Annotated in this window: 12 protein-coding genes; 2 read left to right on the forward strand and 10 right to left on the reverse strand. The window is 50.2% G+C overall.

The annotated features are described in order from the left end of the window. Window positions 1-45 precede the first annotated feature (45 nt). From bchB to NDA01_RS15450, 4 genes are all read right to left on the reverse strand, one after another. Complete coding sequence (gene bchB / locus NDA01_RS15435) at window positions 46-1,572, reverse strand: ferredoxin:protochlorophyllide reductase (ATP-dependent) subunit B (RefSeq protein WP_190432398.1); 1,527 nt, start codon at window positions 1,570-1,572, stop codon at window positions 46-48. Between the two features lie 97 nt (window positions 1,573-1,669). After that, window positions 1,670-1,999 (reverse strand): hypothetical protein, encoded by a 330-nt coding sequence (locus tag NDA01_RS15440; protein WP_348228624.1) that lies wholly within the window; start codon window positions 1,997-1,999, stop codon window positions 1,670-1,672. 104 nt (window positions 2,000-2,103) lie between these two features. Continuing rightward, window positions 2,104-2,823, reverse strand: a complete 720-nt coding sequence (gene rph / locus NDA01_RS15445; RefSeq protein WP_190550236.1) for a ribonuclease PH — start codon at window positions 2,821-2,823, stop codon at window positions 2,104-2,106. Window positions 2,824-2,910: 87 nt separating this feature from the next. Further along, the gene (locus NDA01_RS15450) at window positions 2,911-3,459 is read right to left on the reverse strand and encodes an adenylate kinase (RefSeq protein WP_348228625.1); all 549 of its coding nucleotides are present in this window, start codon (window positions 3,457-3,459) and stop codon (window positions 2,911-2,913) included. A 313-nt stretch (window positions 3,460-3,772) separates the two neighbouring features. On the opposite strand from NDA01_RS15450, the gene NDA01_RS15455 reads away from it, so the two are divergent. Together NDA01_RS15455 and dcd are read left to right on the forward strand one after the other, a co-directional pair. Then, window positions 3,773-4,354 (forward strand): P-loop NTPase family protein, encoded by a 582-nt coding sequence (locus NDA01_RS15455; protein ID WP_190560512.1) that lies wholly within the window; start codon window positions 3,773-3,775, stop codon window positions 4,352-4,354. Between the two features lie 128 nt (window positions 4,355-4,482). Next, complete coding sequence (gene dcd / locus NDA01_RS15460) at window positions 4,483-5,082, forward strand: dCTP deaminase (protein ID WP_348228626.1); 600 nt, start codon at window positions 4,483-4,485, stop codon at window positions 5,080-5,082. A 19-nt stretch (window positions 5,083-5,101) separates the two neighbouring features. Here the strand turns inward: dcd and NDA01_RS15465 are convergent, their stop codons facing one another. The 6 genes from NDA01_RS15465 to NDA01_RS15490 form a co-directional block, all read right to left on the reverse strand. Next, window positions 5,102-6,568, reverse strand: coding sequence for a dihydrolipoyl dehydrogenase family protein (locus NDA01_RS15465; RefSeq protein WP_348228627.1), 1,467 nt, complete (start codon window positions 6,566-6,568; stop codon window positions 5,102-5,104). A gap of 66 nt (window positions 6,569-6,634) precedes the next feature. Beyond that, window positions 6,635-7,714 carry a threonine-phosphate decarboxylase CobD gene (gene cobD / locus NDA01_RS15470; protein WP_348228628.1) on the reverse strand — a complete coding sequence of 360 codons (1,080 nt, stop codon included), beginning with the start codon at window positions 7,712-7,714 and terminating at the stop codon, window positions 6,635-6,637. A 26-nt stretch (window positions 7,715-7,740) separates the two neighbouring features. Then, complete coding sequence (locus NDA01_RS15475; RefSeq protein ID WP_190432385.1) at window positions 7,741-8,025, reverse strand: HU family DNA-binding protein; 285 nt, start codon at window positions 8,023-8,025, stop codon at window positions 7,741-7,743. 332 nt (window positions 8,026-8,357) lie between these two features. Then, complete coding sequence (locus tag NDA01_RS15480; RefSeq protein ID WP_431193418.1) at window positions 8,358-10,547, reverse strand: AMIN domain-containing protein; 2,190 nt, start codon at window positions 10,545-10,547, stop codon at window positions 8,358-8,360. Window positions 10,548-10,614: 67 nt separating this feature from the next. Beyond that, window positions 10,615-11,355, reverse strand: a complete 741-nt coding sequence (locus NDA01_RS15485) for a pilus assembly protein (protein ID WP_190550248.1) — start codon at window positions 11,353-11,355, stop codon at window positions 10,615-10,617. Further along, window positions 11,352-12,137 (reverse strand): PilN domain-containing protein, encoded by a 786-nt coding sequence (locus tag NDA01_RS15490; RefSeq protein ID WP_190432382.1) that lies wholly within the window; start codon window positions 12,135-12,137, stop codon window positions 11,352-11,354. The genes NDA01_RS15485 and NDA01_RS15490 overlap by 4 nt, the downstream gene beginning before the upstream one ends.

The following is a 12,137-nucleotide window of genomic DNA, read 5'->3' on the forward strand; positions in this document are numbered from 1 at the left end:
ATGCTTGGTGTAAACATCCTCATCAAAAGATTTTAGGACTGTGGCTTAAGCACCAACCGCTTCTTTGGCTGCATAGAGTACTTCAGCGGTAATTTCGCCGATGCCACGTTCGCGAGCAAATTTCTCGGTGTTACGCTTCACCTTGCCACGGACAAAACCAGGAATTTTGTTGAGTTCAGCTAGGCCATCGCGGCTCCAACCGAGGTCAGAGTCGGCAGAGATGCCCTTGGTAATCACTTCCTTGGTGTCGTGGCCGCCGAAGATTTCTAGCAAGTGGTCTTCCATGCCGAGGGTGAAGGAGTTGTAGACCAAATCGACGACTTGGTTGGTGCCTTCGTAACCGAGGAATGGCTTGTAGCCGATGGGGAAGTTTTGGATGTGGATGGGGGCCGCAATGACACCGCAGGGAATATCGAGGCGTTTGCCGACGTGGCGCTCCATTTGGGTGCCGAAGATGGCAGAAGGCTCCAAGCGGGCGATCGCATCTCCAATTGCGCCATTGTCATCACTAATCAAGATTTCGTCGCAATACTCGCTGACCTGCTCGCGGAACCAATCAGCATCGTACTTGCAATAGGTGCCTGCTAAGACTACCTGAATCCCCATCTCACGGGCCAGAATCTTGGTCATGGCGGCGGCGTGGGTGTTGTCGCCAAAGACTACGGCCTTTTTACCTGTGAGGTTTTGGCAGTCGATCGAGCGAGAGAACCAGGCAGCTTGCGAGACATGCAGGGTTTGCTCGTTGATAAAGTTTTCGTAGTCAACGTTTGCACCTTGGGCGTTGATGACTTGTTGAATCTTGCGAATACAACGAGCCGTCTCTACTACACCCATCGGCGTGATGTCTACATAAGGAGTGCCAAACTCTTTTTCGAGGTAGCGAGCTGTCATCAAGCCGAGTTCGCGATAAGGCACCAAGTTAAACCAAGCTTTAGGCAGGTTCTTGAGATTGAGAACAGATGCTCCTTCTGGAATGATCTCGTTGATCTCAATGCCCAAGTCAGCCATCAACCGCTTCAGCTCGGTGCAGTCGTGGTGGCTGTGGAACGCCAGGGTAGAGATGCCAATGATGTTGACCGAGGGCTTGGCGGTTTTGCCTTCCGGGAGGTCGCCTTTTTTGCGGGCCTTCGCGATGTAGTACTGCACGATTTGCTCTAAGGTGCGATCGGCAGCCTGCATTTCGTTGAAGCGGTAATGGTTCACGTCAGCTAGTAGAACATCCGCGACGGAGGCTTCTTGGGCGCGATCGACGAAGTTTTGCAGATCTTCTTGCAGAATGCTGGAGGTGCAGGTGGGAGTCAGCACGATCAGGTCAGGATGCTCTTCTGCGTCTTTGCGAGTGATATTATCTACTACTTTTTCTTGAGAGCCACGGGCCAAGACGTTGCGGTCTACGATGCTGGCGGTTACTGGGGTAAAGTCTCGCTCCCGCTCTAGCATCGATCGCATGACGTTGAAGTAGTCATCTCCTAGGGGAGCATGCATGATGCCATGCACATTTTTGAAAGAGCTGGCAATGCGGAGGGTGCCAATGTGGGCGGGGCCTGCATACATCCAGTAAGCCAATTTCATATCCGGTGTCCCTTAATCTCGGTTGTCATCGACCACTCCGCTGAGGGAAATTGCAGAAGTCAAAACCTTTGGCAAAAAGTTCTTACACCTTCTGGCACTAAGGAAGTAACGGCTCAGCGATCGCAATCGTGGGGTGTGATGGGTTTATAGTGTGAGTCGCTTTTGATTGTCTCAAAGATGTTGGGGAGGTGAGTGTAGGCACATTGGGCTTAGGGAGAGGGGGCGATCGCGTCAAACTCATGCCTATCTTGGGATATAGCAGTTTGTTGTGTAGCTTAATGGCTGGGGAACCCGCAATGATTTTTAACTGTTTGTGATTTGGCTTAAAACGACTAACAGGCAGGGTTTCTAGATTTGGCATTGTGAAATCCGAGCCTTGGGGGCACTCGCCCCCAAACCCCCGCTGAAGGACGGCTGCGTCCTCCACACCTCCTCCAGAGGGGCTTTAGTTATTAGTGGCAAGTCTTATCAGTGGCAAGTTATAGACACTTAGTTTCTAATTCCCCCCAGAATTGGGGCTAGGGGAGCAGATCAATCCACTAACGCCTGACGTTGGGCTTCAAATAACTCTTGGATACCTTTTTCGGCTAGGTCTAGCATTTGATTCAGGTGGGTTCGGCTGAAGGCTCCTTCTTCGGCGGTGCCTTGGACTTCAATCACGCCTAGTTGGTCGTTGAGGACGACGTTGAGGTCTACTTTGGCGGCTACGTCTTCTACATAATTAAGGTCGAGGATGGGTTGGTCTTCTAGCCAACCGACTGAGACTGCGGCGATTTGGTGACGGATGGGCGATCGCTCTAGGTCGCCTTTTTGGATCAGTTGGGCGATCGCGTCTTGGAGGGCGACAAAGCCTCCGGTGATGGCAGTGGTGCGGGTGCCAGCGTCGGCTTGCAAGACATCTGCATCAATTGTGATTGTACGTTCGCCTAAGGCTTCCATATCGAGAGCAGCCCGTAAGCTGCGGCCAATTAAGCGCTGAATTTCTTGAGTGCGCCCAGACAGTTTAAGAAATTCTCGTTCGTGACGTTGGGGAGTGGCACCGGGCAGCATGCGGTATTCTGCGGTCAGCCAACCTTGACCTTTGCCTTCCAAAAATCTGGGTACTTTGGGTTGAATGGTGACCGTACAAAGAACTTGGGTATCGCCACAACGGGTCAACACGGAGCCAGCAGCAAACCGGGTGAAGTGACGCTCGAAGCTGATGGGACGCAGTTGGTCAGGTTGGCGACCGTCGGTACGCTGGAATGCCATTTTTGTAAGGAGCCCTTCTGAATTCACGCCTTTGCCTCAAACGCATCAGTTAGGATACAGCAGTTGTGGTTTGCAGCATCCTGCCGATCATTGTAGGTGCTGCAAAATTTCCTGATACACTTGTTCGATAGATTGGTTGCTGTTGATTTTGAGTAAGCGATCGCGGTGTTCGTAATAGTCCAACATCGGCATTGTGTAGTCTCGGAATGACTCAATCCGGTGCTGGATCACATCTGGCGTATCGTCGCTGCGTTGTCGAGCGATCGAACGGCTCATCAACACATCATCCGGCGCGTCTAGCCAAATTGCTTGGTTCAGGTGCTGATTTAAGTCTTCTAAGAGAAAATCTAATTCTTCGGCTTGAAAAGCGGTGCGGGGATGCCCTTCTAAGAGCCAACCTCGGCTGGTATCGGCTTGCAGAAGTCGCTGCCGCATCAGTTGAATCATGGTTTCGTCGGGGACCAGTTCGCCTTTTTCAACAAAAGCTTGGACTTGCTGACCGAGGGGAGTTTGAGCGGCGATCGCCTGCCGCAACATCTCTCCCGTAGAAATTAAGGGAATCTCAAAATGACGGCAGAGGTGCTGAGCTTGAGTTCCTTTGCCTGCGCCTGGCCCACCCAGAATCACCAATCTCACGGCCCTATGCTCCTACCTGCTGCCAGTTTTTCTCATTATTAGCTGAAGTTCGTGAGAAACGATAAATTTCGGCAGCAATCCCCAAGATTCATGGAGCTTCATTAAGCTTCTCTAGCTCTGTCCTGCTCTAGATGTTTTCTAGGCTTAGACTTGGCTTAATAGAAATGCACCCACAAACGACTATTGACGGACTCACACATCTAGTGTTTGATGAGGGGAGTTCGGAGCAATCTACGCTATATTTCGCTTTCTACGCTGCATCTACTGCCTGAACTGCTTGCTTTAAAGTCCTGACTGGATCGTGACCTGCCTTATGGTTTCCCAAATTGAAACCCCAGCCCTGAATTCCCTCAAAACGCAAGGTCTTGGAGAACGTCGAACTGTTGCAGAAGTCAGTCGCCGCTTCCCCCACGCGATCGAAGGATTAGTACAGGTTTTCACTTGTTCGCATCGCAGCTTTTTCACAAGTGTGATGGCACAAGCGCTCCGCATCGCCGGGCAAGGCACTTCAGTTTTGGTGGTGCAGTTTCTTAAAGGTGGCATTGGTCAAGGGCATGAGCATCCTGTACGGCTAGGTCAAAACCTCGACTGGATTCGCTGCGATTTACCCCGCTGCATCGATACGCCTCATCTAGACGAAACTGAAATGCGATCGCTTCTAGATTTGTGGCATCATACCCAATCAGTGGTGATGCAGGGCAACTACGATCTGGTTGTCTTGGATGAATTAAGTTTGGCGATCAACTTTGGCTTAATTCCAGAAACAGAAGTGTTGGCTTTCTTACAGAAGCGGCCTAGCCACGTCGATGTGATTTTGACGGGGCCAGAAATGCCTCCAGCCATCTTAGATGTTGCTGATCAAATCACAGAACTCCGCCGCAGCCACCAACCTTAGGCTCACAACTATTAGTTAGAAGTCAGTGAGAAGTCACAAATTAGCACAGAATATTGCCCTAGTGACTGCGATGGGTGTAATTTAACTCTGCTTTGGGAAACATGGGATTCGGATTTGGGGGAAGCGGGATGATTAAGAACGACACATGGATTACAGAAATGGCTGCAAAGGGCATGATTACGCCTTTTGAGCCGCAGTTGATTCGGGAAGTCTCTGGAGATGCCAACTTAGCGATTCGCCCTGTGATTAGCTATGGCCTCTCAAGCTACGGCTACGACATTCGCTTATCACCTGCTGAGTTTCGCATCTTCCGCCACATTCCGGGCACGGTGATTGATCCAAAGAATTTCAACCCAGAAAATTTAGAGCCAACTAAGCTCCACACAGACAATAATGGCAGCTATTTTGTGTTGCCTGCTCACTCCTATGCCTTGGGAGTTGCGCTAGAACGGCTGGAAGTTCCTACCAATGCCACGGTGATCTGCATTGGCAAGTCAACCTATGCCAGAGCAGGCATCATCGCTAACCTGACCCCTGCGGAGGCTGGCTGGCGTGGGCACCTGACTCTAGAGTTTTCTAACTCTTCCAGCGCTGACTGCCGCATTTACGCCAATGAAGGTGTGGTGCAACTCCTATTTTTAGAAGGTGAGCCTTGCGCGGTTAGCTACGAAACTCGTCGGGGTAAGTATCAAGACCAACCAGAAGCCGTAACGCTGGCGCGGGTCTAAAACATCGGTTAACTCGGCGCTAAGAAGACCACGATCGCCGAAAATTTAACCAAGCTTCCAAAAAGTTTTGCCACATGGAGTTGTGCCTAAAGCGGTGCAGTTGCCATGCCGTTGCCGTTTGGCTCAGGATTTCAGCAAACGTGGGAGAAGGAACGGCTAGGTCAGCGATCGCGTCAATCTTCAGATTCTGGCGCATGGCTAGAGAAATTACAGCAATCAACTCACCCGCCTCTGCCCCCAAGATATGCGCTCCCAGAACCGAGCCATTGCGATGCACCACCAACTTACACAATCCGGTAGTTTCTCCCCTGATCTGCGCCAGCGCCAAGCTTTTGAAGTCCTGCCGTAAAACCAAGACATCCTTGCCGTAACGTTGTCTGGCTTCTAGCTCTGTCAAACCCACTCGTGCCAAGGCTGGATCAGTAGCTAGCGTTGTGGGAATTCCTTGGTAGTTGGCGCTGTAGCGCGGGAAAAAGAGGGCATTTTTCAGGGCGATCGCCGTTTCATATTGGGCTACGTGAGGAGCCAGACAACCTGCGATCGAGTTGCCACAGACATAAACTCGTGGATTTGTCGTTTGCAGTTTTTGGTTGCACCAAACTTCCTGCGATGACCATTCGACTCCCGCCGCCTCTAAATTAAGCGACTCCACCTGCGGTTGCTGTCCCATTGCCACCACAATCTCATCTGCCGCGATCGCCTGGTTGCCTGCTTGCACCCATTTTTTCTGCTCGATCTCTCTCACCTGGGCCACTGGCGTATTCGTCAAAATCCGAACGCCTATGGCTTCCAACTGCGCTTGCAACAAAAACGCCACTTCTGCATCTTCATGGGGCAAAATGCAATCGCTTTCCACCACCAACGTCACCTGAATATTCAAGCTTGCTAGAGTTTGAGCCAATTCAATTCCGGTCGGATCACCGCCCAAAATTACTACTGTTTTGGGCATTGCTTGGTTAGCGATCGCCTGAGGAAAGCCAGTGGTAGTCAAAAATCCCACGTTGCTCAGCCCAGGAATGTCTGGAATGAAGGGGTGGCTCTCTAAAGCCAACAGATAGGAGCGAGATCGGAGCAAGCGATCGCTGACCGTGAAGGCAAATCGAGGCCGACGGCAAAACTGCCCCGCACTAAAAATCACCTCAACTCCCAGCGCAGACAAAATCGTGGGTGAGTTTTGCTCTTCCCAGTTCCTTGCAAGCCGTTGCAGCCATTGCTCAACCCCAGACCACTGCACAGATCCAGGTGAAGTTCCTACCTCAGTTGTCTGCCCCAACCACCCTAATTGTTGGCTCTGGCAGGCCTGCTCTGTCATCTCGCCTAAATGAGCTAGAGCAGCATGGGAAATCCACTCAGAGGCTAAGCCCTGATTTCCCCAGTCTTTCGGCACGACCCAAGCAACTCGCGCTTTGAACTCAGCAGCCATCCTTGCCGCATAGCCACCCGCAGGTGTGCCGCCAACCACCACCAAATCGTATTCAACTGACATGCTTTTAGTCGTTCACCAGATTGATTTGGATGAGGCGTTAGACACGCTGACTAACACAAGCACCCTCTAAAGAATCTTAGCCAACCCTGTGATTAACCTTTGATTTTCAGCCTCTGTACGAACCGCAACTCGAAAGTAGCGATCGCCCAACTCAGGAAAACTGACACAATCCCGAATCAAAATCTGCTCACACAACAACAAATTCTTTTGCACTTCTACGGTAGGCTGCTCCGACTTCACGAGTAAAAAGTTCGCAGCCCCTTGGTAGGGTTGCAATCCTGGTAATTGAGCCAAACCCTGGTAAAGCTGCGATCGCGCTACTGGCAACCAAGCCCAAGTCTGTGCCTGAAACGTTGTATCCTGGACCACTGCTGCCGCTGCTGCCGCCGCTAGTACATTCACAGGCCAAGGATCTCGCCATTGCTGCCAACGCCTTAAGCGTTCTGGGTGAGCAATGGCATAGCCTAAGCGCAAACCAGGCAAACTGTAGAACTTGGTGAGCGATCGCAAAATTACTAAATTGGGATATTTCTGCACCACCTCAATCAAGCTTTGCTGCTGCTCTGGCGGCAAGAAGTCCATAAAGGCTTCATCTACCACCACCAAAGCAAATTGCTCTAAATATGGCAGAATACTTTCTCTGGAAAATAGCTGTCCAGTCGGATTGTGAGGGTTATTAATCAACAAGCCCCTGGTCTGGGAAGCAATTTTGGATGTTAGGGGTTTAATGACTGATCCAACATCCAAAACTGGCAAACCAAAATTGTCGAACGGGCACTCAAGCACAGAACTGTTAAATGCTTTTAGGGCTCGCCCATAGTCGCTAAAGGCGGGGGTAATTAAGCCAGTCACCTCGAGCGCAGCTAAATCTCTACAGGCCCAAGTCAACAACTCAGCAGCACCATTGCCTGGCAAGAGCCAGTCTACAGGTAAGCTATGAGCCTGACCCAGAACGGCTCGGAGTTGAGCGTAGTCTGGATCAGGATAAGCCGTCAGCTCAGATAAGTGAGCTTGAATTGCCGCGATCGCAGACTTAGGGGGGCCTAAAGGATTAATGCTGGCAGAGAAATCAAGAATAGCAGCAGGGGGACAGTCTGCCAGCGCTGCTGCCCAAGCTAAGTTCCCCCCGTGGATTGGACGGCTCAAAGAGCGGCCTCACTAGTGAAAAGTAGCTATTTTTCGGGAGGCGAGACCTTCTCCTTAAATAACTTACCTGCCGAGAAGGCAGGAACTTTGGTCGCTGGGATTTCCATTTTGTCACCCGTTTTGGGATTGCGTCCCTCACGAGCTTTGCGCTCCCGTGACTCAAAAGAGCCAAAGCCGACTAGCGTGACTTTATCGCCTGTAGAAACCGCTTCAACAATGGTTTCCAAAGCCGCAGTCAAGACCGCATCTGCTTGCTTTTTGGTCACACTCGCCTTATCGGCGATTGCGTCAACTAATTCACCTTTATTCATGCGTTTGAATCTCCTTTTTTAAGAAGATAGATATTACTGTCCTAATCTCCAGGTGAGATTGTAGAGTGATCATCCGAGAAGAACTCAGCCAAAATGGCTGAAAGTCCCGCAGACTCGAATTTTCAATGCCTTATTCTAAGGTGTACTCGCCTAATATGGATCGTTGAAACCTTTAAGATATATAGATCTCAGGATTTTTTAGGTAATTAGACTCAAATTGGAAACTTTTTTCGCAAAAAAATCCCCTACTCAGAGGTGAATAGGGGATTGGGTATTAAGAATAGTCAGTTACAGAATCTGGTAGCCTGCAACAAAAGCTATTCAGGCATTCACTACTTCTTCTCAGGATCGCGTGTGGTGCCTCGTTCTAGAATCTGACGGACATCAGGACTCGGTGTGTAGTTGTAACCAACAGTAGAGCGATCGGAATCATCCAAGATCTGCGGTGTTAACAACACAATTACTTCAGCTCGAGTATTGGCTCTTACGGTACTTCTAAATAAAGCACCAATAATGGGCAAATCACCTAAGATAGGGATTTTTTGAGCGTTGGCTCTGTCTTGATCTTGAATGATGCCAGACAGAATTAAAGTCTGTCCATCCCGCATCCGAATGGTTCCAGAAGTCAGCGACCGTTCTGACAGCAAAGCAATTGTCTGTGTACCCGAGCCTGGCAATGTAACATCGTCCGAGCCTGCTAATGCAATTACCTGGGGAGCAACCGATAAGGTCACAAAGCCATTATCATCAATTCGCTCAACATTGACAGTGAGAATCAGGCCCGTATCTTCTTTGGTAATTTCTGTGGTGACTACTGGAGGTGTGCTAGTCGAAATTGTAGTCTCGACATCTCCAATTACCTGTTGAGTCAAATTGACAGTTGCTTGCTGACCTTCTTGAACTACTAGAGTTGGGTCAGTCAGAATCTTTGCATTACCGTTGGCAACAGATGCTTGCAACTGTAGCAAAAACTGCCTAACGAAGTTGAATCCGAAGGGTCCACCAAAATTGGTAGGTCCTCGGCCTACAGTTTCAGTGGTTAGGTTGCCCGCGGTCACCGGGCTGGTACTACCAAAGTTTACGACTCCAATTCCACCCGCATTGATCGCTCGGCTTTGGTCAATACCAAACGAGAAGCTAGAGCCAAACCTTTCTTCTTTAGACAAGTTCACGTCAATGATTTTGACGTTTACGGCCACTTGACGACGACGTAGGTCGAGTTGGACTAACTGCGCAGACGCAACATCAACCAGATTCCTTGCTCCCACCAAGGTCACCGAGTTAAGACGGGTATCTACTAATACCTGCAAACCTCTGAGCAGAGGACTTGAGTCTTCAGTATCAATCCGCAACGTGTTTACGACCGTCTGATTCGTGGTGCTGGTTTGGGTAATGGGTGGCGCACCCTCAGCTCCTTGAACCGGAATTGCGTTAACAGTTGTTACGGGTTGAGTGACTGTAACCGCACTTTCTGCGCCCATACTGACCAAGAAGCCAGAGGCTTGCTCCGCACTTACCTGGTTCATCCGGAAGGTACGAACGATCACATCTCGCGCTGTATTAGGCAACCGGGGAGCCACGAAAACGGTTTGCCCGACTCGATTAGCTTCTAGATTGCTTAGGCGCAGCACATAGTTAAATACATTCTGCACAGGCTCATTTTCAATGTCCAGAGAGATGGTGGGTCCACCTGCTCCTGCTGCTCCTGGTTGAGTTGGGGCTTGCTGCCCCTGCTGCTGGCCACCACCTTCTGTACTGAAAGCCAAATTGAGCCCTGCTGCACGAGCTAACAGAGACAGCACTTCTCGCACTGGTGCATCTCTTAGCACCAGACGTGGAACCCGCTCGGCACTGCCCAAATCAATTGCACTTGCAGCCGCGTCCACATTGGAAACTACAATATCGCCTACCGGAGGCGCTACGGCTCTAGGCAAGAATGGAGGTGCTACATTCGGACTTTGTGGTGGTACTGGCACCCCATCTACTGTAATTTTGGGGCTAGGAACCAACACATCCTCAGCAGGGGCTGTAGGAACTGGAGCTGGAGCTGCTGGAGTAGCACTACCGGGCTGAGTTGTAGGCGCTGGGGTTGCTTGAGCTGTTTCGCTACCCGCTGGACGGGTAAGGCTAAACAGTAAGCCACCGCGATCGCGCTGAGCTACTTGTCCTGCGGGAGCTGCGCCTTGACCCGCCACGATCACTCGCACACTATTGGTATCTAGGGGTAGCACTACGACAGAACTAATCCCAGGTGCAGGATTATCTTGACGAAAACTCTCACTTTGAGGCAAACGCAGTTGGGTGTTGATTACATCAGCAACCCAACTATTGCCTCGACTGACAGTAAAAACTTGCGGACGCGCGCCATTACGAGTCTCTAATACAACCTCTACCCCACCGCTCGTGGGGTTAACCTTTACACCAGTCACTTGCGTTGCTGGAGCAGCCCATACAGGCTGAGCAGCCATCACCATGACGGCCCCACCAATGTATAGACTGCTCAATCCGAGATGATGCTTCACAGTTCCCTCCTCTCAAAAAATGGAAATCTCAACCTTGTCTTGGCTCCACACTCAAAAGCCATCAACGTTACTGAGCAGGCGGTTTTGCCGCTGCTGCCGCTTCCTCTGAACTCAAGGGCAATAATGCCTGTAGCTTAAAGGATGTTTTTAAGTTAGTCTCAGGCCGACCAACTGGAAGCAGACGACCCCGACGATCAACGGTAATTTTCTGGGTTGACTGATCTAGTTGAGAGTTAAAGCTCTTAACTAGCAAGAGCGGCTGTAAGCGCTCCACACTTCGCATAATCGACTGAGTTTGTTCGTAGTTGCCTTCCAAGTTAACCGTGATCTCTTTGCGCTTAAGCTTGCCATTGACCGCAGGTCCTAAGGAACCATCACTGACTACAGTTGCAGGTTCTGGAGCAGGCGTGAAACTACTTAACTTGGCTTTTCTGGCATTAACTAGGCGATTGAGATCAAGCAGTAGAGTGTCTAACGTTCTCTCATCAGCGAACAAAGCATAAACTTCTGTCCTGCGTTGTTTCGCCTGCTCTAAATTTTTGTTTGCTGTATCAATTTTTTTCTGGATATTACCCCGTTGTTGAATTTGGGTTTCCTTTTGCTCTGCTTCAGCTTGGAGGGTTTGGTAGGTATTCCAAGCTGGCTGAACTTGATTGAGCAATAGATATGCAGATGCCCCAATGCCTAAAACCGCCACCAAAACACCACTGATCGTAGGAGTTAAGGCAATGCCAAAGATTGTAGGATAGGCAGGCTCGGAGCCAAAGTCTCTGCCGTCGGAAGGGACAAAATCTCCACTGATAGTCATGGTTGAATGACTCCTTTTTGTTGAAGCGTTCTAATCCGAGTGACTAACCCCACAGCACCCTTGCGATCCAGTTCTCGGAGCAATTCAGAAGCAGGGACATCACTTAAGCTAGTTTGAATTTTATAAACCACCACTTGTGGCAGCTTCACTTGAACATCTGGGGTAGAAGATTGAGGTGTGCGATCTTGCCGAACCTCAATTTGAGTTGGGTTGTCCCTTAAGTCAGCACCGACTAGCTGTGTTTCGCTGGCCTTGAGAAAAGGGGATTTCTGTAGGGTTAGCAAGAAATCATTAACATCATTAAAGGAGCGAGCTGCGCCTGAAATCTCAACTTTGGGAGCTGGATTTGGACTTTGAGGAGTCGCAGCAGGGGCATCAGTCTGCTGAATGTTGCTGACTTGTACACCGGCTGGAACGCGATCGCGAATATCCTGCAACATGGCAGACCAAGGCTTAATTTGATTGAAGACTGTAGCCAGGGCGTCAGTCTCAGCCTTAATTTGACCCGCCTGAGCATTAATTGCAGCTACCTTTTCATCCGCTCTTTGCAATTCACCCAGTTGTACATTGAGCTGATCAATTCGAGTCTGTAGCTCTGCATTTTTGTTTTGCAGCACTAACCACAAAACGAGAACGACAGCAGGGAGAAACACACCCGTTGCCACCCCTAGGAACAAGGGCACCAAGCTGCCAGGAGCCGCTTTAGGCCGAGATGGCCCACCTCCTACATCCGGTCGATACTCCGGTCGGTCATTGAGAAAATTAACATCAAGACTATACAT

The sequence above is a fragment of the Trichocoleus desertorum AS-A10 genome (genome assembly GCF_039962155.1).
GTDB lineage: Bacteria > Cyanobacteriota > Cyanobacteriia > FACHB-46 > FACHB-46 > Trichocoleus.

Excerpts from the sequence above, each read along its gene's own strand:
- bchB (WP_190432398.1), bottom strand. The coding sequence starts at position 1,572 with ATGAAATTGGCTTACTGGATGTATGCAGGCCCCGCCCACATTGGCACC.
- rph (WP_190550236.1), bottom strand. The coding sequence starts at position 2,823 with ATGGCATTCCAGCGTACCGACGGTCGCCAACCTGACCAACTGCGTCCC.
- NDA01_RS15455 (WP_190560512.1), top strand. The coding sequence starts at position 3,773 with ATGGTTTCCCAAATTGAAACCCCAGCCCTGAATTCCCTCAAAACGCAA.
- dcd (WP_348228626.1), top strand. The coding sequence starts at position 4,483 with ATGATTAAGAACGACACATGGATTACAGAAATGGCTGCAAAGGGCATG.
- NDA01_RS15465 (WP_348228627.1), bottom strand. The coding sequence starts at position 6,568 with ATGTCAGTTGAATACGATTTGGTGGTGGTTGGCGGCACACCTGCGGGT.
- NDA01_RS15475 (WP_190432385.1), bottom strand. The coding sequence starts at position 8,025 with ATGAATAAAGGTGAATTAGTTGACGCAATCGCCGATAAGGCGAGTGTG.
- NDA01_RS15485 (WP_190550248.1), bottom strand. The coding sequence starts at position 11,355 with ATGACTATCAGTGGAGATTTTGTCCCTTCCGACGGCAGAGACTTTGGC.
- NDA01_RS15490 (WP_190432382.1), bottom strand. The coding sequence starts at position 12,137 with ATGTATAGTCTTGATGTTAATTTTCTCAATGACCGACCGGAGTATCGA.